24 protein-coding genes and 1 riboswitch are annotated in these 26,749 nt (G+C 73.7%); of the genes, 12 read left to right on the plus strand and 12 right to left on the minus strand.

Annotation, left to right across the window (positions count from 1 at the left end; translation table 11 throughout):
* Positions 1-125 precede the first annotated feature (125 nt).
* Positions 126-914, plus strand: a complete 789-nt coding sequence (locus tag ACZ52R_RS29335; RefSeq protein WP_465623270.1) for a CPBP family intramembrane glutamic endopeptidase — start codon at positions 126-128, stop codon at positions 912-914.
* Here the strand turns inward: ACZ52R_RS29335 and ACZ52R_RS29340 are convergent.
* The 6 genes from ACZ52R_RS29340 to ACZ52R_RS29365 all read right to left on the minus strand — a co-directional run bounded on the left by ACZ52R_RS29340 (position 892) and on the right by ACZ52R_RS29365 (position 6,596).
* Entirely contained in the window at positions 892-1,428 is a 537-nt protein-coding gene (locus tag ACZ52R_RS29340) for an HAD domain-containing protein (RefSeq protein ID WP_465623271.1), read from the minus strand. The two genes, ACZ52R_RS29335 and ACZ52R_RS29340, sit on opposite strands and share 23 nt — an antisense overlap.
* A gap of 99 nt (positions 1,429-1,527) precedes the next feature.
* Positions 1,528-2,793 carry an MFS transporter gene (locus ACZ52R_RS29345; protein ID WP_465754442.1) on the minus strand — a complete coding sequence of 422 codons (1,266 nt, stop codon included), beginning with the start codon at positions 2,791-2,793 and terminating at the stop codon, positions 1,528-1,530.
* A gap of 137 nt (positions 2,794-2,930) precedes the next feature.
* Complete coding sequence (locus ACZ52R_RS29350) at positions 2,931-3,632, minus strand: dienelactone hydrolase family protein (RefSeq protein WP_360508247.1); 702 nt, start codon at positions 3,630-3,632, stop codon at positions 2,931-2,933.
* A gap of 58 nt (positions 3,633-3,690) precedes the next feature.
* A complete protein-coding gene (locus ACZ52R_RS29355; protein ID WP_465623275.1) occupies positions 3,691-5,103 on the minus strand; it encodes a sugar porter family MFS transporter in 1,413 nt (470 codons plus the stop codon).
* 117 nt (positions 5,104-5,220) lie between these two features.
* A complete protein-coding gene (locus ACZ52R_RS29360) occupies positions 5,221-5,910 on the minus strand; it encodes an FMN-binding negative transcriptional regulator (RefSeq protein WP_465623277.1) in 690 nt (229 codons plus the stop codon).
* Between the two features lie 14 nt (positions 5,911-5,924).
* Entirely contained in the window at positions 5,925-6,596 is a 672-nt protein-coding gene (locus ACZ52R_RS29365; RefSeq protein WP_360508255.1) for a pyridoxamine 5'-phosphate oxidase family protein, read from the minus strand.
* Positions 6,597-6,630: 34 nt separating this feature from the next.
* Here ACZ52R_RS29365 and ACZ52R_RS29370 point away from each other — a divergent pair, with 34 nt between their 5' ends.
* Both ACZ52R_RS29370 and ACZ52R_RS29375 read left to right on the plus strand, forming a co-directional pair.
* The gene (locus ACZ52R_RS29370) at positions 6,631-7,968 is read left to right on the plus strand and encodes an aminotransferase class I/II-fold pyridoxal phosphate-dependent enzyme (RefSeq protein ID WP_465623278.1); all 1,338 of its coding nucleotides are present in this window, start codon (positions 6,631-6,633) and stop codon (positions 7,966-7,968) included.
* A gap of 266 nt (positions 7,969-8,234) precedes the next feature.
* On the plus strand, positions 8,235-9,428 hold the full coding sequence (locus ACZ52R_RS29375; protein WP_465664279.1) for a GDSL-type esterase/lipase family protein: 1,194 nt from the start codon (positions 8,235-8,237) through the stop codon (positions 9,426-9,428).
* 135 nt (positions 9,429-9,563) lie between these two features.
* On the opposite strand, the gene ACZ52R_RS29380 is transcribed toward ACZ52R_RS29375, so the two are convergent.
* A complete protein-coding gene (locus ACZ52R_RS29380) occupies positions 9,564-10,922 on the minus strand; it encodes an NAD(P)/FAD-dependent oxidoreductase (RefSeq protein ID WP_360508263.1) in 1,359 nt (452 codons plus the stop codon).
* Between the two features lie 214 nt (positions 10,923-11,136).
* Here ACZ52R_RS29380 and ACZ52R_RS29385 point away from each other — a divergent pair, with 214 nt between their 5' ends.
* From ACZ52R_RS29385 to purB, 4 genes are all read left to right on the plus strand, one after another.
* Positions 11,137-11,892, plus strand: coding sequence for a HipA family kinase (locus ACZ52R_RS29385; RefSeq protein WP_360508266.1), 756 nt, complete (start codon positions 11,137-11,139; stop codon positions 11,890-11,892).
* Complete coding sequence (locus ACZ52R_RS29390; protein WP_465623281.1) at positions 11,889-12,305, plus strand: DUF3037 domain-containing protein; 417 nt, start codon at positions 11,889-11,891, stop codon at positions 12,303-12,305. The genes ACZ52R_RS29385 and ACZ52R_RS29390 overlap by 4 nt, the downstream gene beginning before the upstream one ends.
* A gap of 96 nt (positions 12,306-12,401) precedes the next feature.
* On the plus strand, positions 12,402-12,857 hold the full coding sequence (locus ACZ52R_RS29395; RefSeq protein ID WP_465664278.1) for a MarR family winged helix-turn-helix transcriptional regulator: 456 nt from the start codon (positions 12,402-12,404) through the stop codon (positions 12,855-12,857).
* A 127-nt stretch (positions 12,858-12,984) separates the two neighbouring features.
* Positions 12,985-14,415 (plus strand): adenylosuccinate lyase, encoded by a 1,431-nt coding sequence (gene purB, locus ACZ52R_RS29400; protein ID WP_360508275.1) that lies wholly within the window; start codon positions 12,985-12,987, stop codon positions 14,413-14,415.
* 7 nt (positions 14,416-14,422) lie between these two features.
* Here the strand turns inward: purB and ACZ52R_RS29405 are convergent, their stop codons facing one another.
* Complete coding sequence (locus ACZ52R_RS29405; protein ID WP_465623284.1) at positions 14,423-15,958, minus strand: DHA2 family efflux MFS transporter permease subunit; 1,536 nt, start codon at positions 15,956-15,958, stop codon at positions 14,423-14,425.
* A 312-nt stretch (positions 15,959-16,270) separates the two neighbouring features.
* Positions 16,271-16,451: riboswitch (cyclic di-AMP (ydaO/yuaA leader) on the plus strand.
* Between the two features lie 2 nt (positions 16,452-16,453).
* Between ACZ52R_RS29405 and ACZ52R_RS29410 the strand changes: the two genes are divergently transcribed.
* Positions 16,454-17,446, plus strand: a complete 993-nt coding sequence (locus tag ACZ52R_RS29410) for a M23 family metallopeptidase (protein ID WP_465623285.1) — start codon at positions 16,454-16,456, stop codon at positions 17,444-17,446.
* Between the two features lie 312 nt (positions 17,447-17,758).
* Here the strand turns inward: ACZ52R_RS29410 and ACZ52R_RS29415 are convergent, their stop codons facing one another.
* The 4 genes from ACZ52R_RS29415 to ACZ52R_RS29430 all read right to left on the minus strand — a co-directional run bounded on the left by ACZ52R_RS29415 (position 17,759) and on the right by ACZ52R_RS29430 (position 21,044).
* Positions 17,759-18,478, minus strand: coding sequence for a DUF2470 domain-containing protein (locus ACZ52R_RS29415; protein ID WP_465754443.1), 720 nt, complete (start codon positions 18,476-18,478; stop codon positions 17,759-17,761).
* A gap of 122 nt (positions 18,479-18,600) precedes the next feature.
* The gene (locus ACZ52R_RS29420) at positions 18,601-19,011 is read right to left on the minus strand and encodes a RidA family protein (protein WP_465754444.1); all 411 of its coding nucleotides are present in this window, start codon (positions 19,009-19,011) and stop codon (positions 18,601-18,603) included.
* Between the two features lie 58 nt (positions 19,012-19,069).
* Complete coding sequence (locus ACZ52R_RS29425) at positions 19,070-19,819, minus strand: IclR family transcriptional regulator (RefSeq protein ID WP_465754445.1); 750 nt, start codon at positions 19,817-19,819, stop codon at positions 19,070-19,072.
* Between the two features lie 31 nt (positions 19,820-19,850).
* Positions 19,851-21,044 carry a sugar kinase gene (locus ACZ52R_RS29430; protein ID WP_465754446.1) on the minus strand — a complete coding sequence of 398 codons (1,194 nt, stop codon included), beginning with the start codon at positions 21,042-21,044 and terminating at the stop codon, positions 19,851-19,853.
* 232 nt (positions 21,045-21,276) lie between these two features.
* Here ACZ52R_RS29430 and ACZ52R_RS29435 point away from each other — a divergent pair, with 232 nt between their 5' ends.
* From ACZ52R_RS29435 to ACZ52R_RS29450, 4 genes are all read left to right on the plus strand, one after another.
* Positions 21,277-22,578: an alanine racemase gene (locus tag ACZ52R_RS29435; protein ID WP_465623293.1), complete on the plus strand. Its 1,302-nt coding sequence runs from the start codon at positions 21,277-21,279 to the stop codon at positions 22,576-22,578.
* Positions 22,579-22,751: 173 nt separating this feature from the next.
* On the plus strand, positions 22,752-24,323 hold the full coding sequence (locus tag ACZ52R_RS29440; RefSeq protein WP_465623295.1) for an N-acyl-D-amino-acid deacylase family protein: 1,572 nt from the start codon (positions 22,752-22,754) through the stop codon (positions 24,321-24,323).
* Positions 24,320-24,940 (plus strand): bifunctional 4-hydroxy-2-oxoglutarate aldolase/2-dehydro-3-deoxy-phosphogluconate aldolase, encoded by a 621-nt coding sequence (locus tag ACZ52R_RS29445; RefSeq protein WP_360503128.1) that lies wholly within the window; start codon positions 24,320-24,322, stop codon positions 24,938-24,940. The genes ACZ52R_RS29440 and ACZ52R_RS29445 overlap by 4 nt, the downstream gene beginning before the upstream one ends.
* A 153-nt stretch (positions 24,941-25,093) precedes the next feature.
* Positions 25,094-26,692 (plus strand): alpha-amylase family glycosyl hydrolase, encoded by a 1,599-nt coding sequence (locus ACZ52R_RS29450; RefSeq protein WP_465623299.1) that lies wholly within the window; start codon positions 25,094-25,096, stop codon positions 26,690-26,692.
* Positions 26,693-26,749: the final 57 nt, after the last annotated feature.

The raw sequence follows: 26,749 nt of genomic DNA on the forward strand, positions 1-26,749 counted from the left end.
GGCCGGTGTGTACCCCGGTCGGCCGGTACGCACCTGGCCGGCCGGCTGACCGGGCCGCTGTGTCAGGATGATCGCTCCGGCGGTCGGCCGACGGCCGGAGCGACCGCCCGTCCGCTGGAGCCCCCGTGACCACCGTCCCGACCGCGCCGGAGACCGAGCAGCCCACCCGCCGGCTGCTCGGGGCGGAGCTGCTGATCGTCCTCGGCCTCTCGCTCGGGGCCAGCGGGATCAGCGCGCTGATCAGCTTCGCCGGCTCGCTCACCGAACCGATCAAGCTCGGCCAGCAGGTCGCCACGCTGAACGGCTCGCGGGCGCCCGGGCGGCCCTGGCTGGACCTGGTGTGGCAGCTGTACTACATCGGGCGCGGCCTGATGCCGGTGGTACTGGTCGGCTACCTGCTGGTGCGCGAGGGCGCCGCGCTGCGGGTGCTGGGCTTCGACCTCGGGCAGAAGCTGCGCGACCTCGGCCGGGGCGCGGCCGTCGCGGCGGCGATCGGCGGGTCGGGGCTGGCGCTGTACCTGGCCTCGCAGGCGGCCGGGTACAACCTGACGGTCGCGCCCTCGGGGCTGCCGGACGTCTGGTGGCGGGTGCCGGTGCTGGTGCTGTCGGCCTGGCAGAACGCCATCCTCGAGGAGGTCGTCGTCCTCGGCTACCTGCTGCGCCGGGTCCGGCAGTTGGGGTGGTCCTGGCCGGCGGCGGTGGTGGCGAGCTCGGTGCTGCGCGGCTCGTACCACCTGTACCAGGGGGTCGGCGGGCTGATCGGCAACATGGTGATGGGGGCGGTGTTCTGCCTGCTGTACCGGCGCTGGGGGCGGGTGATGCCGCTGGTGGTGGCGCACGCGCTGATCGACACGGTGGCCTTCGTCGGGTACGCGCTGCTCGCCGGGCACGTCAGCTGGCTGCCGACCCCCTGAGCGCCTTGACGGGGAGGGCCTGGCCGCGCGGCGGTCGGGCGAGCAGCCGGTCGACGTGCCGGCGCTCCAGGCCCTGGCCGGGGTCGATCGGCAGCAGCAGGCGGTCGCGGCGCCAGAGCGATTTGCGGACCAGCCGGGAGGGGATGACGTCGTCCACCCAGGCGAACGGGCGGCCTCCGGCGTAGCGCAGCAGCGGGGCCCACTTGGCGGCGGAGAACAGCTCCATCAGCGGGACGTGCGGGTCGTCGGGCTGCGGGACGTAGCCGCTGAGGCGGACCACCGGGAGCGGGTCCAGGCCGATCGCCGGGGCGATGTGGGTGTTGGCGTGCTCCTCCCAGGTGGTGGCCCAGACCAGTTCGTACGTCCCGGCGAGCTCGCGCAGCCAGTCGCCGTGCCGGGCGGACAGCAGGACGGCGTAGCCGAGCAGGGTGTGGGTGTCGAATCCGGCGTCCGGATGCGGGCAGACCGGGTTCAGGACGCCGTCGACGTCCAGGAACAGCAGTGGCTTCGGCACCGGTGGCCCCCCAGAGCGGTCGTGATTCCTACCTGTCCGGACGTACCACCTGTCCCGTTGGTTGCCCACCGGTGGGCGCACGAGGGGCGCACGGGGCGCTCACGACGTGGGCACGGGCTCGGTGGCGGGCACCGGTGCGTCGGTGGTGCTCCGGCGGCTCAGCCGGCGCACCTGCGGCTCCAGCAGGACCGCCGCGCTGAGCACCAGGCAGGCGACGGCGCAGGTCCAGAGCGCGCCACCCAGGCCGAGCGCCACGGCGGCCGGGCCGGCCAGCGCGGTGCCGACCGGGGCGAGCGAGTAGGAGCCGAGCTCGTCGTACGCGGAGACCCGGGAGAACATCTCGGCTGGGATCTCCTGGCGGAGCGCGACCATCCAGTTGACGCCGAAGACGGTGACGCCGACGCCGGAGAGGAACATCGCGGCGATCAGCAGCGGCAGCGGTGCGGCGGCGAGGGCCAGCGCGGGCACGCCGAACAGGAACACCCCCCAGTTGCCGACCAGCAGGATCCGGCGGGGCCGCCAGCGCGCCATCAGCAGGCCGGTGGCCACCAGGCCGACGCCGTAGGCGGACATCGCCAGGCCCCAGGCGCCCGCGCCGCCGAGCCGCTCCTTGGCGATGGCCGGCCCGTACACCGACTCGACCGCGCCGATGCAGGCGACCAGGACGGAGAACTGGAGCACGATCACCCAGAGCCAGCGGCGGGAGGCGAACTCCCGCCAGCCCTCCCGCAGGTCGCGCAGCATGCTGGCGCCCGAGGGGGCGGGGGCCTGCTCCGGCTCCAGGAAGAAGCGCAGCGCGGCGGCGATCAGGAAGCAGAGGGCGTCCAGGGCGAGCACCCAGCCGGGGCCGACCACGGCGGTGAGTGCTCCGCCGAGGGCGGCGCCGCCGATCTGGGAGGCGTTCTGGCCCATCCGGAAGACCGAGAAGGCGCGGGCCGCCTGCTCCTGGGGGACGGCCTGCATGATCATGCCGCCGGAGGCGGGGGAGTAGAGCGCGTAGCCGGCGCCGCCGGCGGCGGAGAGCACCAGCAGCTGCCAGAGTCGGGCGTTCCCGGCCAGGACCAGCGCGGCCAGTACGGCCTGGGAGGCGCCGCTGAACAGGTTGGCGGCGACCATGATCCGGTGGCGGGGCAGGCGGTCGGCGAGGGCGCCGCCGAGCACCAGGAGCAGCACCGTGGGCAGCAGGCGGGCGGCGGTGACGTAGCCGACCTCGGTGGTGGTGCCGCCGTTGCCGAGGACGGCGAAGGCGGTGGCGATGGGGGCGCCGGCATTGCCCAGGCCGCTGACCACGGTGGCGGCGGTCTGGATGCGGAAGTTGCGGCTGGCCCAGGCGAAGCGGCGGGGGCGCGGGGGTGGGGTGGGCACCTGGCGACTATGGCCGGAGTTCGTACAGGTGTCCATCGGGTTTGCGCACCTGTCGGGCCGCCTCGGTGGGTCGATGCCGGGTCGAGTCCGCCAGCCGGTGTCGAGCCGATCCCGGCAGCGGGGCCGGGCCGGCCCCGTCAGCCGAGGTGGCCCCGGAGGAAGGTGAGGGTGCGGCGCCAGGCGATCCGGGCCTGCAGGGGGTCGTAGGTGCCGAGGAGGTTCTCGTCGTTCATGAAGGCGTGCCCGGCCGGGTAGAAGTGGATCTCGGGGCGGACGTCGGTGGCCTCGCCGATCCGGATCGCGGCCTCGTCCACGGCGGTCATCGGGATCGAGCCGTCCAGCTCGCCGAAGTGGCCGAGGACGTGGGCGGTGAGGCCGCGGTAGTCGAAGTCCGGGTCGGGCGGGAGGCCGTAGAAGGGCGCCACGGCGGCCACCTTGTCGCCGGCCCGGGCGGCCAGCAGCAGGGCGAAGCCGCCGCCCATGCAGAAGCCGACCACGCCGACGGCGTCGCCGACCACCCCGTCCAGCGAGAGCAGATGGTCGACGGCCCCGGAGAGGTCCTCGACGGCCCGCTCGACCGGGAGTTCGCGTTTGAACCGGGCCGCCTCGGTGCGGTCGTGGGTGGTCGCACCGCCGAACAGGTCGGGGGCGAGGACGGTGAAACCCTCGGCGGCGAAGCGGTCGGCCATGGTGGCGACGTGCGTGGTGAGCCCCCACCACTCCTGCACCACCACCAGGCCGGGCCCGGCGCCCTGCGGCGGCCGGGCCAGGTACCCGTGCGCGGTACGGCCGTTGCTCGGGAAGGTGACGTTCTGCCGGGAGCCGCGCTGGTCGGGCATGGCTTCCTCTCGGTGGGTCGGGCCGCGTGCGGCGGGGTGCGGGGGGCGGGGGGCGGGGTCAGCCCATCTCCTCCAGGGGGCGGCCCTTGGTCTCCTTGATGCAGAAGGCCACGAACGGGATGGACAGCAGCGCGAAGGCCGCGTAGATGGCGTACGTCGCCGAGAGGTTCCAGTCGGCGAGGTCGGGGAAGCTGACGGTGATCGCCCAGTTGGCGATCCACTGGGCCGACGCCGCGACGGAGAGGGCGAGCGCGCGGATCCGGTTGGGGAACATCTCCCCGAGCAGGACCCAGACCACGACGCCCCAGGAGAAGGCGAAGCACAGCACGAAGACGTGCGCGGCGACCAGGGCGACGGTGGCGTGGGTGTTGTCCAGGGTGGCGGTGTCGCCGGTGCCGTACCGGAAGGAGAACGCCCAGGCGGCGGTGGAGAGCGCGGCCGCCATGCCGATCGAGCCGGCCAGGGCGAGCGGTTTGCGGCCGATCCGGTCCACCAGGGCCATCGCGATCACCGTGCCGATCACGTTGATGATCGAGGTGGAGAGGCTGATCAGAAGCGAGTTGGACTCGTTGATGCCGACCGACTGCCAGAGCAGGGACGAGTAGTAGAAGATCACGTTGATGCCGACGAACTGCTGGAACGCCGAGGCGCCGATGCCGACCCAGACGATCGGCAGCAGGCCGAAGCGGCCGCCGAGCAGGTCCTTCATCCGGGGCTTGTGGGCGGACTCCAGCACCGCGCGGATCTCCGCCACCCGGGCGTCCAGGTCCACGCCCTCGCCCTCGACCTCGACCAGCACCTTGCGGGCCTGCGCCTCGCGGTGGTCGGCGATCAGGAAGCGCGGCGACTCCGGGATGGCGAGCGCCATCAGCCCGTACACCAGGGCCGGGATCGCCTCGACGCCGAGCATCCACTGCCAGGCCTCGATGCCGCCGAGGTGGTTGGTGGACTCGCCGCCGGCGGCCTGGTTGAGCGCCCAGTTGGCCAGCTGGGAGACGGTGATGCCGAGCACGATCGCCATCTGCTGGAAGGAGGCGAGCCGACCGCGGTAGGCGGTCGGCGCGACCTCGGCGATGTAGGTGGGCGCGATCACCGAGGCGATGCCGATCGCGATGCCGCCGATCACGCGCCAGGTGGCGAGGGTCTCGATGTTCGGCGGGAACATCGAGCCGATGCCGCTGGCCGCGAACAGCGCGGCGGCCAGCAGCATCGTGCGCACCCGGCCGAAGTTGTCGGCGAGCCGGCCGGCGATCACCGCGCCGGCCGCCGAGCCCAGCAGCGCGATGGCGACCACGAAGGCGGTGGTGCCGTGGCCCACCGCGAAGTGTTTCTGGATGCCCGTCACCGCACCGTTGATCACCGCGCTGTCGTAGCCGAACAGGAAGCCGCCCATGGCCGCCGCCGCAGAGATGAACACCACGTGGCCGAGATGGGCCTCGCCGGCCGCCCGTTGGCCGTTGACTGTGGACACGCGCGCTCCCCGGGGTGGACGGGCCCGCTCTGACGCGGAGTGGGCAGGGCTCGTCTCACATTCGAGCAGCGGCGGGGCCGACCTGCCCGCGTTCAGGGCCGATCGGGTGACGCGGGGTCAGTCGGCGGCGCGCGGTGTGGTGGTGCGCCCCCGGGAGGTGGCCGGTTGGGCGGCGCGCCGCTCGTGGCGGCGGAGCAGCTGGGTACGGGCGGCGGCGTACTGGTCGCGGCCGCGCCCGCCGCCGTCCGCGCGCTCGGCGAGGCGGTCGGCCATCGCGTACTGCGTCTCGGCGGGCTTCTTGTCGTCGTACTTGAACTTGGCCCGCACCTCCTTCACGGTCAGCCGGAGCCCGCGCAGGCCGGGCAGCTGCCGGGCCAACTCGCCGCCGCCGGGCACCACTCGGACCTCCGGCGTCTCGGGCTGGAAGTGCGCCAGTTGGCGGTTGAGGATCTCCGCCTTGCCGGCGGCGGACTCCACGACCTCGGCGGTGCAGTGGAAGTGGACCGAGGCGTAGTAGCTGGTCGGTGTGCCGGGGGCGCCGCGCCAGTGGCCCGGGGCGAAGGCGTAGCCGTCGGTGACCGCGAGGGTGACCTGCGGGTCGGCCCGGACGGCGGCCAGCAGCGGGTTGGGCGCGGCGAGGTGGAGCAGGATCTCGCCGTGCTCGGCGTACAGCAGGAAGTGCGTCGGGACGAGGACCGGGCCCTCGCCCGGGCCGCCGTTGGCGGCGAGCAGGCCGAAGTCGCGGCCCTCGGCCAGCCAGGCGCGCCACTCGTTCTCGTCGCCGCGGTCCCAGGACCTGATCAGCATCGGAGCGCTCCTCGTCAGCGGGGGTAGGTGCGCAGGTGGGCGGGGAGCGGGATGGTGCCGTCGTCGTGCGGAACGGGGGTGCCGTGCACGGTGGTGACCGGGATCAGGCCGGACCAGTGCGGCAGGTCGGCGTCCTCGGGGTCGTCGGCGGCGTCGTCCTCGCGGGTCTTGGCCGAGACCTCGTCCAGCTCCAGCCGCAGGACGGCGGTGGCGGCGAGCTCCTTGGCGTTGGCCGGGCGGACCTCGGCGGAGCGGCCGGGTATCGCGTGGTCGACCAGGGCGGCCAGCGCGACGTCCAGCTCCTCGGGGTCGGTGACCTGGTGGGCGGTGCCGTGGGCGACGACCGAGCGGAAGTTCACCGAGTGGTTGAACGCGGACTTGGTCAGCACCAGCGCGTCGACCTGGGTGACGGTGACGCAGACCGGCATGCCCTGCTCGCCGGAGGCGCCGCGCATCGGACGGCTGCCGGTGGAGCCGTGGACGTAGAGCCGGCTGCCGACCCGGGCGTAGATCGTCGGCAGCACCACGGGGGCGCCGTCGGCGACGAAGCCGAGGTGGCAGATGTAGGCGCTGTCGAGGATGGCGTGGATCGCCTCCTGCTCCCAGGTGGCCCGGTCCTTGTACCGGGTGGGGGTGGTCCTGGGGGTACGGGAGTAGGTCGGCGAGCCTTCCGTGGTGTCTGACATGACATCCTCTATGTACTAGTGCATAATTTACTTTGTGCTAGGAGACTATCCGCTGAAAGGGCGACGCGCCAGCGAAATCGCGGCGCACATCGAACAGGGCGTGAGCAGCGGACTGCTCGCCCCCGGAACCGCGCTGCCCCCGCTGCGCGACCTCGCCGCCGAACTGGGCGTCAACCCCAATACCGTCGCCGCCGCCTACCGGCTGCTGCGCGACCGAGGCGTGATCGAGACGGCCGGTCGCAAGGGCAGCCGGATCCTCCCCAGACCCGCGCTCACCCCGCGCGACCAGATCCGCATCCCCGTCCCCCCGCACGCCCGGGACCTGTCCGCCGGCAACCCCGACCCGGCGCTGCTGCCCGACCTCGGCCCCGCCCTCGCGGCCGCCGCCGAGGCCGCGCGCGCCGAACCGGTGCTGTACGGACACCCGGCCGTAGACCCGGAACTGCTCGCGCTCGCCCGCGCCTCATTCGAGGCCGACGGCCTGCCCGGCGGCCCGATCGTCGTCGCCTCCGGCTCGCTCGACACCATCGAACGCATCCTCGACGCCCGGCTGCGCCCCGGCGACGCGGTCGCCGTCGAGGACCCGGGCTGGGGCAGCCTGTTCGACCTGCTGCCCGCGATGGGCCTCAAGCACCTGCCCGTCCGGCTGGACGACGAGGGCCCGCTGCCGGACGCGCTCGCGGCGGCGCTGGCCGAGGGCGCCCGGGCGGTGGTGGTCACCAGCCGGGCGCAGAACCCGACCGGCGCGGCGCTCACCGCGCGCCGGGCCGAGGCGCTGAAGGCCGTCCTGGCCGAGCACCCCGGGGTGCTGCTGATCGAGGACGACCACGGGCACGGCATGGTCGACCAGCCGTTCCATCCGCTGGCCGTGGCCGGGTCGCGGCACTGGGCGGTGGTGCGCTCGGCGGCCAAGGCGTACGGGCCGGACCTGCGGGTCTCGGTGGCGGTCGGCGACCCGGAGACGATCGGCCGGGTGTCCGGACGGCTGCGGCTGGGGGCCGGCTGGGTCAGCCACCTGCTGCAGCGCACCGTCGCCGAGCTGTGGCGCAGCGACGCCGCGCCGGTCGCGCGGGTGGCCGCGACCTACCGGGCCCGGCGGGACGCCCTGCTGGGCGAGCTGGCGGCACGCGGGATCGAGGCGCACGGGCAGAGCGGGCTGAACGTCTGGGTGCCGGTACCGGACGAGACCTCGGCGCTGGCGGCGCTGGTGCAGCGCGGCTGGGTCGCGGCGCCCGGCGCGCGGTACCGGATCCAGTCGCCGCCGGGGCTGCGGTTCACCACGGCCCGGCTGGAGTCGGCGCAGGCCAGGGAACTGGCGGAGGACCTGGCAGCGGTGCTGGGAGCGAGCGGGGACGGCTCCCGGCTCGTGTGAACGGCGAGGTGGGCGGTGGTGAACGGCGGGCTGCCGGTGGGGTGGGCGGGGCTGGTGTGACGGGTGTGCGCGGCGGGCGGCAGCCGGTCCGCGGTTGCCGGTCTGGTCTGAACCCGGCGGTAACAAAAGCGAAACCTGCTGCAGATACCTAGCGGTAACAGGCGAGGGCATGTCATCTTCATCGCGCCACCGGCCGGCGGCCCACCCTCACCTACGCGTCTTCCCGTTCCCCATCCACGGGAAGACCGAGCCGCAGGAGTTCCGCAGTGCCCGAAAACTGTTCGAGCATCAACCGCAGCGCACCTCGACTCGGCCGACGGCTGCTCACCGCAGCCTTCGCCCTCCCGCTCGCCCTCGCGGGCCTGGCCGTCGCCACACCGGCCTCCGCCGCACCGGCCGCCGTGCCCTCCGGGCCCACCGCCAGCGTCACGCTCGGCGACAGCTACATCTCCGGCGAGGCCGGCCGCTGGAAGGGCAACTCCGCCGGCACCAGCGGCAGCCGCAACGGCACCGACCGCGCCTGGACCGGCAGTTCGTACGACCCCTCGCGGGTCTACGGCGCCACGGCGGCGAGCGGCTGCGACCGCTCCGACGTCTCCGAGGTGATCAGCGCCTCCACCGGCGCCCAGAACGAGATCAACCTGGCCTGCTCCGGCGCCGTCACCGCGAACATCTTCCGCGCCTCCAACGGCGGCCAGTCGTACAAGGGCGAGGCCCCGCAGGCCGACCAACTCGCCGGCGTGGCGCGGCAGAACAACGTCAAGCTGATCACCCTGTCGATCGGCGGCAACGACCTGGGCTTCGCGGACATCATCTCCAACTGCGTGCAGGACTACCTGATCTGGTACTCGTACTGCCACGACTCCGCGCAGTCCCAGATCGACGACAAGATGCCCACGGCGATGGCCGGGGTCGGCAAGGCGATCGACGAGATCCGCGCCGTGATGGCCGGCGCGGGCTACGCGCAGTCGGACTACCGCCTGGTGCTGCAGTCCTACCCGTCGCCGATCCCGCGCAGCGCCGAGATGCGGTACCCGGAAAGCGGTTGGACCCGGTCCGACACCGGCGGCTGCCCGTTCTGGGACGGAGACGCCGACTGGGCCCGCGACACGATGGTGCCGCAGATCTCCCAGGCGCTGGCGGGCGTCGCCGCGTCCAAGGGCGCGCAGTTCCTCGACCTGTCGGACATGCTGCAGGGCCGCGAGGTCTGCTCGACGGCCACCAAGCAGCCGACCGCGAGCTCCGGCCCGTCCGCGACCACCGGCGAGTGGGCGCGCTTCCTGGACGGCGGGCTCAACTCCACGCAGGGCGCACTGCAGGAGTCGATGCACCCCAACTACTACGGGCAGCAGGCGGTCGGGCGCTGCCTGACGCTGCTGTGGGGCCGCCCGAGCGGTGACTACGCGTGCCGCAACACGGCCGGGCAGGACGCGAGCGGGATGTACCTCGCCGCGCGGTGACCGTGCGCTGGGCATGCGGTGACCGCGCGCTGAGCGCGCTGTGACCGAGTGCTGACCACATGCTTCGGCGCCCCCGCGGCCTTGGCTGCGGGGGCGCCGAAGTGATGTGCTGCGAGCAGGACTTGGTGAGCGCGGTCAGCCCTTGGCAAGCAGGGACTGGGCGTGCGCCCGCACCTGATCCTTCGTCAGATAGGCGTCGGTGTACTCGAAATCCTGAAGCCGGGCGGGCTGGCGGGCGAGGAAGCCGGTACGGACGAAGTCGTCCCCGGCGGTCGCGTTGAGCAGCCAGTTGGCGCCCACTCGGAACTTGGCCACATTGGTGCGCATCGCCATCAGGTGGTAGCCACGCGCGACCAGCTGGGCGGGCACCCCGCGCAGCTCCACACCGACCGGCTTGGAGACCGCGTCCTTGCCGCCGAGGTCGACCACCAGGCCCAAGTCCTTGTGGTAGTAAGGCTCCAGGGGCTGGTTGCGGAGCGAGGCGATCACGTTGTTCGCCACCGCGCGGCCCTGCCTGGCGGAGTGCTGGGCGGTCGGCGGGCACACCGCGCCGTCGCCCTTCGCCAGGTCGGGCACGGCGGCGGCATCCCCGAGCGCGAACACGCCCTCGAACTGCGGCACCCGCATCTCCGCCGTCACGGCGAGCCGGCCGCGGACCGTCTCGGCGTCCAGGGTGCCGATCAGCGGGCTCGCCGCCACCCCGGCGGTCCAGATCAGCGTCCGGCAGGGGAGCACCCGGCCGTCGGTGAACTTGACCGACTCGGCGCCGACCTCGGCCACCGACACGCCCAGCGACACCTCGATGCCGCGCTCCCGCAGGATTTCCAGGGCCGCCTCGCCGAGCGGGTCACCGAGCTCCGGCATCAGCTTCGGGGCGATGTCGATCAGGTGCCACTTGATCTGCCGGGCGTCCAGCCGCGGGTAGCGGTGGGACGCGGCGGTGGTCAGACGCTGCAGACAGGCGGCCGTCTCGGTGCCCGCGTAGCCGCCGCCGACCACCACGAACTGGAGCCGGGACTCCCGCTCCCGCTGGTCCAGGGTGGCCGAGGCGAGGTCGAGTTGGGCGATCACGTGGTCACGGACGTAGGCCGCCTCGGCCAGCGTCTTCATGCCGCGGGCGTAGTCGGTGAGGCCCGGGATGTCGAAGGTGCGGGTGACGCTGCCGGGGGCGAGCACCAGGAAGTCGTACTTCTGCGCGACCACCTCGTCGGTGATCTTGCGGACGACGCACACCTTGGAAGCCGGGTCCACGCCGATGGCGCCGCCCGGAACGATGTGGGTGCGGCGCAGCGAGCGGCGCAGGGAGACGGCCACGGACTGCGGGGTGAGGACGCCCGCGGCGACGTGGGGGAGGAGGGGGAGGTAGAGCTGGTAGCTGAACGGCGTGACCAGCGAGATCTCGGCCTCCGAGGGTGACAGCTTGCGTTCGAGGCGGCGGGCGCACTCCAGGCCGGCGAAGCCACCGCCCACGATCAGGATCCGAGGTCGTTCCATCGCTCATCCCTTTGCCGTGAAGGTCCCCATTACTGTCCGCCACACTCGCACGGAGCAGCGGGGGCTGCCACCGGGGTGGGGCGGATGAGGGAGGGGTGAAGGGTGGGCCGTGGTGGGGGCTTGGGACGGTGGTTGGTGCGCGGGGTGGGGCGGATGAGGGAGGGGAGGGGTTGTGGGCGTACGGCGGGGACGGATGCACCGATAGGCTGTGGGCGTGCTACCCGAGGTGACGGCGATCCGGTACGTGACGCCACTGAGAGAAGGCGGCTCGATGCCGGGCCTGGTCGAGGCCGATGATCGGCGGCTGTACGCGCTGAAATGGGTCGGTGCGGCGCAGGGGCGCAAGGCCCTGGTCGCGGAGGTGCTGGCCGGGGAGCTGGGGCGGCGGCTCGGGCTGCCGGTGCCGGAGCTGGTGACCGTCGACCTGGACCCGGTCCTCGCGCGCAGTGAGCCGGACCACCAGATCCAGGACCAGATGCGGGCCAGTGGCGGGACCAACCTCGGGATGGCGTTCGTCAGCGGCGCGCTCAACTTCGACCCGCTCTGCTTCGAGGTGGATCCCGAACTCGCGGGCCGGGTGCTCTGGTTCGACGCGCTGATCGGCAATGTCGACCGGTCCTGGCGCAACCCGAACCTGCTGGTGGCGACCGGCGGGCTGCGGCTGATCGACCACGGCGCGAGCCTGATCTTCCACCACAACTGGCCCGGTGCCGCCGCCTGGGTGCGCCGCCCGTACGACGCCTCCGACCATGCGCTGCTGCGCGCCAGGCCCGACCTGGAGTCGGCGGACAAGGCGCTCGCCCCGCTCGCGGAGACGGCGATCGAGGCGGCCGTGGCGCAGATCCCCGAGGTCTGGCTGATGGACGAGTTCGGCTTCGACTCGCCCGACGAGGTGCGCGCCGCGTACCGTTCCCAGCTGACCGGGCGACTGGCCGGTCCGCGTGACTGGCTGCCGGAGGTGCCCGCATGAGCGAGTCGTCGACGCCCGCGCTGCCGGCCATCGTCGAGCTGCACGACTACGAGTACGCCGTGATCCGCGCGGTGCCGAGGGTCGAGCGCGGTGAGTGCGTCAACGTCGGGGTGCTGCTGTACTGCCGGCAGAGTTCGCACCTGGCGGCGCGGACCCACCTGGACCAGGCGCGGCTGCTGGCGCTGGACCCGGTGACGGACGTGCAGGGGGTGCGGCGGGCGCTGCACGGGATCGAGGCGGTCTGCCTGGGCGGGCCGCAGGCCGGGCCGGCGGCGGGGGACAGCCCCGGGCAGCGGTTCCGCTGGCTGACCGCGCCGCGCAGCGCGATCGTCCAGCCGGGGCCGGTGCACACCGGGCTGACCGCCGACCCGGACGCCGAGTTGCGGCGGCTGTTCGACCAGTTGGTGCTGTGACCGCCGGGTGCATGTCTGTGAAGGTGTGAGGCGGCTCGCGACGGTTGCTCCGGTCAAAGCTTGAGTTGCTGAAGCACCTGGTCGTACCCTGACCCCATGGGTTCGACACCGACGACGACCGTACCGACCAACGCCGAGCTGATGGAGGCGTTGGCCGCCGTCGGCGCCGCGTATTTCCAGGACTTCGCGGCGGCCGCGGCCCGGCACGGGCTCTCCTCCTCGCAGGCCAAGGCGCTGGGCGCGGTCCAGGAGCCGGTGCCGATGCGCGCGCTGGCCGGACGGCTGGGCTGCGACGCGTCGAACGTCACCGGGATCGTGGACCGGCTGGAGTCGCTGGGCCTGGCCAACCGGGCGGCGGCGGCCGGTGACCGCCGGGTGAAGATCGTGGTGATCACGGCCGAGGGCCGGGAGATCCTGGGCCTCATCCGCAGCGAGATGGGCCGTACCCACCAGGCGTTCGAGGCGATGAACGACGAGCAGCGGATCGCCCTGCACTCGATCTGCACGCAGGTCCTGCCGGTGCTGGCCGGCCGGACGGGCGGCGCGCAGTAGGCCCTGCGCCGCCCGTACCCGCGGACCCGCGTCGGGCCGAGCGGTCCGGCGGGTTCCGGCGGCCGCGGCCGCCGGTGGAGCAGGGTGCCGACGTCCGGCGTGACCTCGGCTGTTACCCTTGCGAAGCGTGAGCGCGAAGCCCCAGATCCCCAATGTCCTGGCCTCCCGGTACGCCTCGGCGACCCTGGCCCAGCTGTGGTCCCCCGAGCACAAGGTGGTCCTCGAGCGCCACCTGTGGCTCGCCGTCCTGAAGGCCCAGCAGGACCTCGGCGTCGAGGTGCCGGCGAACGCCGTCGCCGACTACGAGCGGGTGATCGACCAGGTCGACCTCGGCTCGATCGCCGCCCGTGAGCGGGTCACCCGCCACGACGTGAAGGCCCGGATCGAGGAGTTCAGCGAACTCGCCGGCCACGAGCAGATCCACAAGGGCATGACGTCCCGGGACCTGACCGAGAACGTCGAGCAGCTGCAGATCCGCCGGTCGCTGGAGCACGTGCGCGACCGCGCGGTCGCCGTGCTGGTCCGCCTGGCCACGCTGTCCGCCCAGCACTCCGAGCTGGTCATGGCCGGCCGCTCGCACAACGTGGCCGCGCAGGCCACCACCCTGGGCAAGCGCTTCGCGTCGATCACCGACGAGCTGCTGGTCGCCTTCCGCCGGCTGGAGGAGCTGATCGCCCGCTACCCGCTGCGCGGGATCAAGGGCCCGGTCGGCACCTCCCAGGACATGCTGGACCTGATGGGCGGGGACACCGAGAAGCTGGCCGAGCTGGAGCGCCGGGTCGCCGCGCACCTCGGCTTCGACAACGTGCTGACCAGCGTCGGCCAGGTCTACCCGCGCTCGCTGGACTTCGAGGTGCTCACCGCGCTCGTCCAGCTGGCCGCCGCGCCGTCCAGCCTGGCCAAGACCATCCGCCTGATGGCCGGCCACGAGCTCGTCACCGAGGGCTTCAAGGAGGGCCAGGTCGGCTCCTCCGCGATGCCGCACAAGATGAACACCCGCTCCTGCGAGCGCGTCAACGGCCTGGCCGTCATCCTGCGCGGCTACGCCTCGATGACCGGCGAGCTGGCTGGCGACCAGTGGAACGAGGGCGACGTCTCCTGCTCGGTGGTGCGCCGGGTCGCGCTGCCGGACGCCTTCTTCGCCTTCGACGGCCTGCTGGAGACCTTCCTGACCGTCCTCGACGAGTTCGGCGCCTTCCCCGCCGTGGTCGAGGCCGAGCTGGACCGCTACCTGCCGTTCCTCGCCACCACCAAGGTGCTGATGGGCGCGGTGCGCGCGGGCGTCGGCCGGGAGACCGGGCACGAGGTCATCAAGGAGCACGCCGTCGCCTCCGCGCTGGCGATGCGCGCGGGCGCCCGGGAGAACGAGCTGCTCGACCGCCTGGCCGCCGACGAGCGGATCCCGCTGGACCGGGCCGCGCTGGACGCGCTGCTGGCCGACAAGCTCTCCTTCACCGGTGCGGCCGGTGCCCAGGTCGCCGAGGTGGTCCGTCAGGTGGAGGCCGTCGCGGCCGCCTACCCGGAGGCCGCCAAGTACGTCCCCGCCGACATCCTCTGACCACTCGTCAGCTGTCGGGCGAGGGCCCCGCCACCGGACCGGTGACGGGGCCCTCGTGCGTGTGGACGTGGCCCGGGTCGAGCGGCGGGGTGGTGCCGCAGGTCCACGCGCAGTCCGGCTCGGCCACCAGGTGGTCCTCGGGGGCGAGGACGTTGCCCCGGACGGTGGCGAAGGCGATCAGCCCGCCGCCGGCCAGCAGACCCGCGCAGATCAGCATCGCGGTGTGGAAGGCGGAGTCGACCGCGGACGGCACCCGGTAGGCGTCGCCGCTCAGTCCGGCCAGGGCCGGGAGGGCGGCCACCGCGAGCAGGCCGGCCGCGCGGGCGGCGGCGTTGTTCACCCCGCTCGCGATGCCCGCGTGCCGGACCTCGACGGCCGCCAGCACGGTGGCCGTCAGCGGCGCGACCAGCAGCGTCATGCCGCAGCCCATCACCGTGACGGCGGGCAGCACGTCCGCCCAGTAGGAGGAGCCCGGGCCGATGCGCAGCATCAGCAGCACCCCGGCGGCGCACAGCAGCGGGCCGACGGTGAGCGGGATCCGCGGGCCGATCCGCTTGCCGAGGCGCCCGGCGCGCGCCGACAGCCCCAGCATCAGCACCGTGATCGGCACCAGCGCGAAGCCCGAGACCAGCGGCGAGAACCCGGCGACGATCTGCAGCTGCACCACCAGCAGGAAGAAGACGCCGCTGAACGCCGCGTACACGCAGAGGGTGACCAGGTTCACGGCGGTGAACAGCCGGGAGGAGAACAGGCCGAGCGGCAGCATCGGATCGGGCGCGCGGCGCTCGACGGCCACGAAGGCGACGCCGAGCACCACACCGATCAACCCGCTGACCCAGACCACGGCGGACACGCCCTCCCCGGCGGCGGTCAGCGCGTAGGTGATCGCGCCGAGGGCGAACGCGGCGAGCACCGCGCCGAGCACGTCGAAGCGGCCGGTGGCGCTCTCGTCCCGGCTCTCCGGCACGTACCGCGTGGTGACCGTGATCACGGCGGCCGCGAGCGGCAGGTTCAGCAGGAAGATCCAGCGCCAGCCCGGGCCGTCCACCAGCCAGCCGCCGAGGAAGGGGCCGACCGCGGCCGACACGCCGCCGAGGCCCGACCACAGCCCGACCGCGGCCGAGCGGTCGTCAGGGTCGAAGACGGCTTGGAGCATGGCGAGCGAGCCGGGGGTGAGCAGCGCCCCGCCGATGCCCTGGACGGCGCGGGCGGCGATCAGCACCTGGATGTTCGGCGCGGCGGCGCAGGCCGCGGAGGCGGCGGCGAACCAGACCACGCCGATGAGGAAGACCCGGCGCCTTCCGTACCGGTCGCCGAGCGCGCCGCCGAGCAGGATCAGGCCCGCCAGGGTGAGCAGATAGCCGTTCAGTGTCCACTGAAGGGACGCCAGGGAGGCGCCGAGGTCGGCGCCGATGCGGGGCAGGGCGACGTTCACCACGGTGCCGTCCAGCATCGCCATGCTGGAGCCGAGCACCGTCGCCAGTAGTACCCAGCGACCCTGCGCGGTGCCCAGGCGCAGGGTGCCGGCCTCGGAAGTGGCCACGGCCCGATCCTGCTCCCCGTGAGGCCCGCGTGACAAGGGTCACCGGCGGGTGTGTCGGTGGTGTGCGGTGCGTGAGCGGACGACCGCGCAGTGCCGTCGATGTCGGCGCAGGGTCGTGGATCAGTGGCGCGGGGTGAATGGATCGCGTACGCACCGTGCAGCGGATCATCCGGAGAGTCACCGCACCCCGGGGGATGGTTGCCGATTCAAGAGATCGACATTGCTTCACCCGAACGGATGGGTTTTAGTTCAGCGACCGCCCGGCCAGTCCGGACGGATCCACCGGGTGGAACGCCGAGTCCTGCCGCTTCCCGGTGGTTCGAACTGAACTCTGTACGGCAGGAGCGGGGGACCCACAGGTAAGTCGCCGGACCGGAAGTTCGCGCCTCAGGGCGCGGCGTCCAGGGCCGGCTTGGGGTGAAGCCGCGCATGCGGCCGGGCAACTCCAGCCCGAACCCGACAGCTCACCTCGCAGGCGTCGGAGAGGAAACTTCCATGCCTGCTCAGGCTCGTCGTATCGCCCTGCCCCGCGCCGCCCGCATCGGCATCGCCACCGCCGTCACCGGTGTCTCCTTCGCCCTCCCGCTCGTCACCGCGATGAGCGCCCAGGCCCACACCGCCCCGGTCGCCCCGGCCCCGCAGGCCGCCGCCTCCACCACCGCCGTCGACGCCGCGCCGGCTCAGGCCGCGCCGGCCCAGGCCGCTCCGGCCGCCGCGCACGAGAGCTACCGCGTCGTCAGCGGCGACACCCTGTCCAAGATCGCCGACGCCAAGCACGTCGAGGGCGGCTGGCACGCGCTGTACGAGCAGAACCGCTCGGTCGTCGGCGCCAACCCGAACCTGATCTTCCCGGGCCAGCAGTTCGCGATCGCCGGCCACGCTGCCGCGCCGTCCGCGGACGTCGCCCCGGCCAAGCCCGCCAAGCCGGCCGCTCCGGTCACCCAGGCCGCTTCGGCCGCCAAGCCGCAGGCCCAGGTCCAGGTCAAGACCGAGGCCGCCAAGCCGGCCGCCCAGGTGCAGACCCAGGTTCAGACCGCCGCTCCGGCCCAGGCCGTGACCGCCGCTCCGGTCGCCGCCGCCTCCGGCTTCGTCGCGCCGCTGGCCCACCCGGTGCTCGGCGAGGCCTACGGCGTGGCCGGCTCGATGTGGGCCTCCGGCCACCACACCGGCCAGGACTTCGTGGCCTCCACCGGCACCCCGCTGCGCGCCGTCGCCAACGGTGTCGTGGTCAAGGCCGGCAACGGCGGCGCCTACGGCAACGAGGTCGAGATCAAGCTCGCCGACGGCCACTACGCCGAGTACGCGCACCTCTCCGTGATCGGTGTGAAGATCGGTCAGACCGTCACCGTCGGCCAGCAGCTCGGCCTCTCCGGCGCCACCGGCAACGTGACCGGCCCGCACCTGCACTTCGAGATCCGCACCGGCCCGGAGTACGGCTCGGACATCGACCCGGTCGCCTACCTGCGCGCGCACGGCGTCGCGCTCTGACCCTGTCGGGGTTTCAGGAACCACCGCTGCTGCGGAGCGAATCGATCCTCCGGGATGGTCATGTCGGGTGACCGCTCGACCGGGTGATCGCCGTGCAGTGGACATGGGCGCGGGACACGCCCAGGCCGGCCCGGCTCGCGGGATTCACTTCCTCGCGAGCCGGGCCGGCCGCTGCCGTTTTCGGGGTCGGCGGTTCGTTTTCGGGGCGGGGTCGGGGCGGGGTCGGGGCGGGGTCGGGGTGGCGTTCGCGGTGCGCCGGTGGTGGCCCGGGCGGTACGTGAGGAGGATGCGGCCGGGCGGTGAGCCGGTGACTCAGCTGCGGTGGGCCGGCTGACCGTACCGGGCGGCGGCCAGCAGGTCGTGCATCCGGTGGCCCAAGTCCTCGGTGTCGCGGGCCGGTTCGGGGAAGACCAGGCGGACGTCGCGGTGGCCGTCGGGGTGGTCCAGGCGCAGCACCAGGCCGTGGCGGTCCAGGGCGAGCGGGCGGATGTCCGGGTTCCGGGCGAGCAGCACCGGGTCGAGCAGGCGGGTGAGGACCTCGAGTGCGTCGGCGTGGTCGTCGGCGAAGTGGGTGAGCATCGCGGCCTCGTGGCGGGCCATCGGGTCGGGGGCGGCGAGGGCGAGGACGGCGGCGGTGACCGCGCCGGTGCCGTACGGGGTGGCGAGGACGGCGTGGGCGACGTCCACCCGCAGGTGGACGCTGAGGCCGTCGTCGGCGAGGTGGGCCAGGTGCAGCCGGCCGGCCAGGGTGAGGCGGGCGCGGACGCGGTCGCGGACGGCGACGGGGGCGACGTCGGTGACATCGAGGATGACGGCGAGGCCCTCGGCGGCGTGGGCCGCGGCCACGGTGAGCGGGGTGTCCAGCGGGGCGCGCAGCCGCAGGCGGGAGCCGTGGGCGGAGACCGGGCCGTCCAGGTCGTGCTGCTCGCCCAGGGCGCGGACGGCGAGCGAGGAGGTCGTGCTGAGCAGGCTGTGGATCCGTTCGGCGGTGGTGGGCTCGGGCACCTCGGTGTCGCCGGTTGGCAGGCTCATGGACGGACCTCCAGATAGTTAGGTGAGCCTAACCTAACTTTGCTGGCGAAGCGTGGCAAGCAGGCCTCGGGGAACGCCGAGGGCCCGGACGTGCCGTCCGGGCCCTCGGGTCGGCTGGATCGTCAGGCGACGACGGCCTGGGCGTCGATCTCGACCAGCATCGGCTCCTGCGGCAGCTCGACGAAGACGGTGGTGCGGCAGGGCTTCACGCCGCCGGGCTTGACGTTCTCCTCGATGAACTCGGCGTAGACCTCGTTCATCAACGGGAAGTCCGCGCGCTTGGTGAGGTAGACGCGGAACATCACCACGTCCTCGATGGTGGCGCCACCGGCCTCGACGATGGCCTTGACGTTCTCCAGGGTGCGCCGCGTCTGCGCCTTCACGTCGCCGTGGTGGAGGTACTCGCCGGTCGCCGGATCCTGCGGGCCCTGGCCGGAGACCTGCAGGATCGGGCCCTTGCGGACGCCCTGGGAGAACATCCAGGCGGGGGCGGGGGCCCCGTCGGTGCGGATCTCGATCTTGTCGGAGGACATGGGGGTTCCTTGCTCCTTGGAGTTCTCGGCGGCTGCTTCGGACTGTCTTGATGATCAGTCAACTGTGGTCGGGGAGGCCGCAGTCGGCCGACACCGCGCGGGCGGCGGCGAGCAGCTGCGGGAGGAGGTCCAGGACCTGCTCGTACGGGAGGACGACGTCCGGGACGGAGATGGAGGCGGCGGCGACGACCCGCCCGCTGGCGTCCCGGACGGGTGCGGCCACGCAGTTGATGAAGGCTTCGTGCTCGGCGTGGTCCTGCGCCCAGCCCTGGACGGCGACCTTCTCCAGCTCGGCGAGCAGCGCCCCGGGCGTGGTGAGGGTGCGTTCGGTGTGCGGGGCGAAGTCGATCCCGGCCACCACCCGGCGCCGCTCGGGCAGCGGCAGGTCGGCCAGCAGCACCTTGGAGACGGCGGCGCTGTGCAGGGCGGCGCGCAGACCGATCCGGGAGTACATCCGCACCGGATGGCGGGAGTCGAACTTGTCGATGTAGACCACCTCGCCGCCCTCGTACGCGGCCAGGTGCACGGTCTGGCCGGTGGCGGCGTTCAGCTCGGCCAGGTGCGGGGCGGCGATCCGGCGAATGCCGCGCTGCTCAAGAGCCAGGCCGGACAGGGCGAAGAGGCCGGCGCCCAGGTGGTAGCGGTAGGCCGCGTCGCGGTAGACGAATCGTTCCTCTTCGAGGCTCTGGAGCAGCCGGAGCACGGTCGTCTTGTGGACGCCGAGCACCTCGGCGAGCTGGTCGAGGGAGCGTTCGCCCTCGCCGAGCTGGGCGAGGATGCGCAGGGCGCGGGTGACGGTCTGGCTCATCGTGCTCCGCTTCGAGGGCTGGGGTGGCTGCTCATCGGGCCCGGGCCCGGCCGGCGGGCGGCGTTCGGTCGGTCGGCGGTGCTCCGTCGGTGGGCGGTGCTCCGTTTGTTGGGTGCGGGCGGTCGGAGGGGTGCGGGCGGTCGGCCTTGTGGGCGCCGTCGGTGGGCAGGGTCGGGCCGGTGATGCCGGCCGCGGTGACCCGGGTGGCGGCCCAGTCGGCGGCGGAGGCGTCGAGCAGTGCCGTCACGACGGCGGCGGGCGGCAGCTCGGCCTGGTCGCCGTGGGCGGTCAGCGCGCAGGCGGCGCTCAGGTGGCCGAGCCGCAGCCGGCGGCGCTGGTCCAGGCCCCGGACGGTGCCGGCCAGGTAACCGGCCGCGAAGGCGTCGCCCGCGCCGGTGGCCTCGACCACCTCGACGGCGAGGGCCGGCTCGGTGACCGCCGTGCCGTCCCGCTCCAGGGCGGTGACGTGCCGGTCGGCGTCCTTGACCACGAGGGTGGCGGGGGAGGGGAAGCGGCGGCGCAGGGCGGTGGGGTCGCCGGTGCCGAAGGCGGCCTGCGCCTCGTCGGCGCCGAGCAGCAGCAGGTCGGCGGCGTCCAGCAGCGGCGGCAGTACGGCCGGGTCCCGGTCGTGCCAGAGCGAGGGGCGCCAGTTGAGGTCGAAGCTGACCAGCCGGTCCGGGCGGCGGTCGGCGAACAGGGCGCGCAGCAGGGCGAGGCAGTCGTCGGAGAGCGCGGCGGTGATGCCGGACAGGTGCAGCAGACGGGCGCCGGCCAGCAGTGCGGCGGCGGCCGGGTCGGCGAGCAGCGCGGGGGAGAGCGCGGCGGCCGCGGAACCGCGCCGGTGGTAGTGCAGTCGGCTGCGGCCGGGGCCGAGGTCGTGATCGTGGCCGGTGGTGCCGCCGACCTCCTTGAGGTAGACGCCGGTCGGGCGGTGTGGGTCGACCGCGACCGCCGAGACGTCCACGCCGCGGGCGGCGACCTCGGCGACGAGCCGCCGACCGAAGCCGTCGTCGCCGACCCGGCTGACCCAGGCGGTCGGCACGCCGAGCGCGGCCAGTGCGCCGGCCACGTTGGACTCGGCGCCGCCGACGGCGAGCCGGAAGTTCTCCACCGACTCCAGTGGGCCCGGGCGGTCCGGGAGCAGGACCGCCATCGACTCGCCCACGCACACGGCCGTCGGGGGAGGACCCGGGCGGGTCGGGCCCGGGGTGTCCTGTCGCGGCATGTGCTGGGCTCCTCGTCTGCGGCCGTTCCGTCGGGTGCGGGCCGGGACTCCTGAACGTGGGTCGGGTTCGTTGAGCGTGGGTCAGTTCCGTTCGGCGTGGGTCTGTGTGGGTCGGTCCCGGTCGGCCTGGGACGGTTCCGTTGACCGTGATCCGGCGCCGATGCTAGAACCGTGCTGCCAGCATGTGCAACCCTCGTTGCGCATGTTGCAACATGGCAAATGGAGGAAGACCGTGGAGCAGACCTTCGCAAGCAGCGGCACCGGGCCGGGCATCGCCGGCGGCGCGGTGGCGGCCCTGGCCGACGAGCAGCTGGACTGGCGGTTCAAGGCCGCCCCGCCGGAGTCGTGGGGCCACACCGTGCGGGAGTGGCTGGCCACCGGCCCGACCCTCTCCTCGCTCGGCACCCCGCTGCTCACCCTCGACGCTGCCGCGCTCGAGCACAACGTCCGCACCATGGCCGACTGGTGCGCCAAGGCGGGCGTCGCGCTCGCCCCGCACGGCAAGACCACCATGGCACCCGCCCTCTGGGAGGCGCAGCTCGCCGCCGGAGCCCACGGCATCACCCTCGCCAACCTGCCCCAGGTGCGAGTCGCCAGGGCCTTCGGGGTGCAGCGGATCCTGCTCGCCAACACCCTGCTCGACCCGGCCGGACTGGCCTGGCTCGCCGACGAACTGGCCTCCGACCCGGGCTTCGCCTTCCTCTCCTGGGTCGACTCCACCGAGAGCGTGCGGCTGATGGACGAGGCACTGCGCGCCGCCGGGGCCGAACGGCCGGTCGAGGTACTGATCGAACTCGGCGGCCCCCACGGGCGGACCGGCGCCCGCGGCGTGGACGCCGCCGTCGAGGTCGCCGCCGCCGTGCTGCGCGCCCCCACCCTGCGCCTCGCGGGCGTCGGCGGGTACGAGGGCGCGCTCGCGCACGACGCCACGACCGACGGGCTGGCCACCGTCCGCGGCTACCTCCGGGCACTGGCCCAGCTCCACGGCCGGCTCGCCGGCGCCTACCCCGACGACGCGCCGCCGGTGGTCACGGCCGGGGGCAGCGCCTACTTCGACCTGGTGGTCGAGGAGTTGGCCGACCTGCCGGACGCCCTGGTGGTGCTGCGCTCTGGTGCGTACATCGCCCACGACGACGGCTTCTACCGGGGCATCTCGCCGCTCGCCCGGCACGGCGGTGAGGCACCCTTCCGCGGTGCGCTGCACGGCTGGGCCCGGGTGATCTCCCGCCCCGAGCCGCAACTCGCCCTGCTGGACGCGGGAAAGCGCGACCTGCCCTTCGACGACGGCCTGCCCGAGCCGCAACGGGTCCGCGGCGGAGCCGAGTTGACCGGGACGGCGGCCCGGATCACCGCGCTCAACGACCAGCACGCCTTCCTGCGTGACGCGGGCGACCTCGCGCCGATCGGCGCGGTGCTGCGCCTGGGCGTGTCGCACCCGTGCACCGCCTTCGACAAGTGGACGGCGATCCCGGTGCTGGACTCCGCGGACGCGGCCGAGCCGAAGGTCACCGGATTGGTCAGGACCTTCTTCTGATGGCCGGGGCGAAACCGGACGGGGTGCCGGCGGGCAGGGCGAAATCGGACGGGGTGCCGGAGGTTGGGTCGAGTGCGGCCGAGGCGAGGGCGGGCGGGACGGGAGCAGGCCGATCCGGGGCACGGGCAGGCCGATCCGGGCCGGGTGCGACGGTCTTCCGGGGCGCCACCATCGTGGACGGCACCGGCGCGGACCGCTACCGGGCGGACGTACGGATCGCCGACGGCCTGATCACCGAGATCGGCGACCGCCTCGACGCGCCCGAGGTAGTGGACGCCGACGGCCTGGTCCTGGCCCCCGGCTTCATCGACATGCACGCCCACTCCGACCTCGCCCTGCTGCTCGAACCCGAGCACCCGGCCAAGGTCACCCAGGGCGTCACCTGCGAGGTCCTCGGCCAGGACGGCCTGTCCTACGCCCCGGTGGACGACACCACGTTGCCCGCGCTGCGCCGCCAACTCGCGGGCTGGAACGGCGATCCGGCCGAGCTCGACTGGGACTGGCGCGACGTCGCCGGCTACCTGGACCGGATCGACCGCACCGGCGTCGCCGTCAACGCCTGCTACCTCGTCCCGCACGGCACGCTGCGCACCCTCGTCATGGGCTGGGCCGACCGCCCGCCCACCCCGGCCGAACTCGACCGGATGCGGCAGGTGTTGGCGAGGAGCCTGCTGGACGGCGCGGTCGGCATGTCCAGCGGCCTCAGCTACACCCCCGGGATGTACGCGGACACCGCCGAACTGGTCGAGCTGTGCACCATCGTCGCGGCCTACGGCGGATTCCACGCACCGCACCAACGCTCGTACGGTGAGGGGGCATTGGAGGGCTACGCGGAGATGGTGGAGATCTCCCGGCGGAGCGGCTGCGGGCTGCACCTGACCCACGCCACGATGAACTTCGGCGTCAACCGGGGCCGGGCCGGCGAGCTGCTGGAGCTGGTCGACGAGGCGCTCGCCGACGGCGTCGACCTCACCCTGGACAGCTACCCCTACCTGCCGGGCTCCACCACCCTGGCCGCCCTGCTGCCGAGTTGGGCCACCGAGGGCGGACCGGCGCCGACGCTGGCCAGGCTCACCGACCCGGCGCAGTGCGCCCGGATCCGGTACGAGATGGAGGAGAAGGGCAGCGACGGCTGCCACGGCGTGGTCGCCGACTGGGCGACGGTCCAGATCTCCGGCGTTCGGTCGGCGGAGCTGGCACCGGCCGTCGGCAGGACCGTCGCCGAACTCGCCGACGGGGAGCGGCGGACCGGCACGGAGGTCTTCCTCGACCTGCTGCGCCGGGACGAACTGGCCACCACGATCCTCCAGCACGTCGGGCACGAGGAGAACGTCCGGGCGATCATGCGCCACCGCGCGCACACCGCCGGCAGCGACGGACTGCTGGTCGGCGCCCGGCCGCACCCGCGGGCCTGGGGCACCTTCCCGCGTTATCTCGGCCACTACAGCCGGGAGTTGGGCCTGCTGACACTGGAGGAGACGGTCGCCCGGATGACCGGCCGGCCCGCTGCCCGGCTGGGCCTGCACCGGCGCGGCCGGATCGCCCCCGGCCACCACGCCGACCTGGTACTCCTCGACCCCGAACGGGTCCGGGACGCCGCCACCTTCGAGCACCCCCGGCGGCCCGCCGAGGGCATCGAGTGCGTGTACGTCAACGGCACCGCCGTCGTCCGGCAGGGTCGCACCACCGGCGCCCGGCCCGGGCGCGCCCTGCGCCGCACCGACCGAGGAACCCGAGCCGCATGAACTCTCTCTCAGCCCTGCGGGACGACCGGGTGATCGCGGTGGTCCGCGCTCCGCGCATCCCGGACGCCTCCGCGCTGTGCGAAGCGCTCGCCGCCGGCGGCATCGAGTGGACCGAATTCACGTACACCACACCGGATGTGACGAAGCATCTGCGTCGCGCCGCACAGGCCGGCCACCGGGTCGGTGTCGGCACCGTGCTGACCGCGGAGCAGGCCGAGCGCGGGGTCGCGGTCGGGGCGTCCTTCCTGGTCACGCCCGGCTGCCGGCCCGAGGTCGCGGAGGCGGCGAAGGCCGCCGGGGTGCCGGTGGTGCTCGGGGCGCTCACTCCGACCGAGGTGGCCCGGGCGGTGGACCTGGGGGCGGCCGCCGTCAAGATCTTCCCGGCCAGGGCGTTCGGTCCCGGCTACTTCAAGGACCTGCGCGGCCCGTACCCGGACGTCCCGCTGGTGGCCTCCGGCGGGGTGAACGCGGGCAACGCCGCCGAGTTCCTGGGGCAGGGCGCGCTCGCGGTCTGCGCGGGGACGGACGTGGTGCCGCCGGAGGCGGTCGTGGCGGGGGACTGGGCGGAGATCACCCGGCGGGCCCGGGCGTTCACGCAGGCGTGCGGGGCGCCGTAGGAGCGGGGGAGGCGGCGGGGTGAGGCGGGCTGTCGGGACGGCCGCAATTGGACGAGAATCGGGGGCACCCGGTTCGGCCCCGGCCGAGTCCGGCCCGGCTCAGCCCCGCCCGGTGCACCCCGGGCCCCGGACCCGGTAGGAGGACCTCCGCCCATGACCTCGACCCGCCCCGGCCCCGACTGGCTCGCCGACGCCGTCCTCTACCAGATCTACCCGCAGACCTTCGCCGACTCCGACGGCGACGGCATCGGCGACTTCGCCGGCATTGCGGCGCACCTCGACCACCTCGCCTGGCTCGGCGTCGACACCGTCTGGCTCAACCCCTGCTTCGCCTCGCCGTTCCGCGACGCCGGGTACGACATCACCGACTACCTCGCCCCCGCCCCGCGCTACGGCAGCACCGAGGACCTGGTCGCGCTGGTCGAGGCCGCCCGCGGCCGGGGCATCCGGGTCCTGCTGGACCTGGTCGCCGGGCACACCTCCGACCGCCACCCCTGGTTCCTGGCCGCCGCCGAGGACCCGTCCGACCAGCGGTACATCTGGTCCGACCGCCAGGTGGACGGCTTCGTCCCCTCACCCGGCAGCCGCCCGGGCTGGTACCGGCCGAACTTCTTCGACTGTCAGCCCGCCCTCAACTTCGGCTACGCGCGCAGCAGTTCGGACGAGCCCTGGCGCCAGCCGGTGGACGCCGAGGGCCCGCGCGCCAACCGGGCGGCGCTGCGCGACATCATGGCGCACTGGCTCGGCCTCGGCGTGGCCGGCTTCCGGGTCGACATGGCGTACTCGCTGGTCAAGGACGACCCGGGCAAGGCCGAGACCGCCAAGCTCTGGACCGAGCTGCGCGACTGGCTGGACCGCGCCCACCCCCAGGCCGCGCTGCTCGCCGAGTGGGGTGACCCCTCCGCCGCCGTCGCGGCCGGCTTCCACGCGGACTTCTTCCTGCACTTCGGCGGGGAGGACCACGGCCTCCCGCTGCGCTCCCTGTGGAACAACAACGGCGGGACGGTCGAGGAGTTCTGGCAACAGGAGGCCTGCTACTTCGAGGCCGAGGGCCGCGGCACCCCGCAGCCCTTCCTGGACGCCTGGCGCTCCGCCGCCGAACTCACCGAGGGCAGCGGGCACATCGTGCTGCCGACCGCCAACCACGACTTCTCCCGGTTGGCCGCCGGTCCGCGCACCGCCGAGCAGCTCGCGCCCGCCTTCGCCTTCCTGCTCACCTGGCCCACCCTCCCGGCCGTCTACTACGGCGACGAGATCGGCATGCGCTACCTCCCCGGCCTGCCCGACACCGAGGGCAGCGTGCTGGGGCCGCGCTTCAACCGGGCCGGCTCGCGCACCCCGATGCAGTGGACGCCCGGCCCGACGGCCGGGTTCTCCAGCGCTCCGCCCGAGCGGCTGTACCTGCCGGTGGACCCGGACCCGCACCGCCCTGACGTGCTCTCCCAGCGCGCCGATCCGACGTCGCTGCTGCACACCGTCCGGCGGCTGATCGCCCTGCGTCGGGCGCACCCGGGGCTGGGTTCCGCCGGCGTGGTGGAGGTCCGGCAGGCCGGGTACCCGCTGGTGTACACCAGGGGCGGGCGGTACCTGGTGGTGGTCAATCCGCGGCGGGAGCCGGGGGTGGTGCCGCTGTCGCACCTGTTGTCGGGGCCGGCTGAGGGTGTCCGGTCGTTGGAGGCGCAGGGCGTGCGGGTGGCGGACGGGGAGCTGCGGGCGGACGGGTTCTCGTACGGGGTTTTCGAGCTGGGCTGATCGCGGGCGAAGGGGGCCGGTTGTCGGGGCCGGCTTCCGCTCGATGTCGGATGGTTG

This window comes from Kitasatospora sp. NPDC034023 (genome assembly GCF_055575795.1).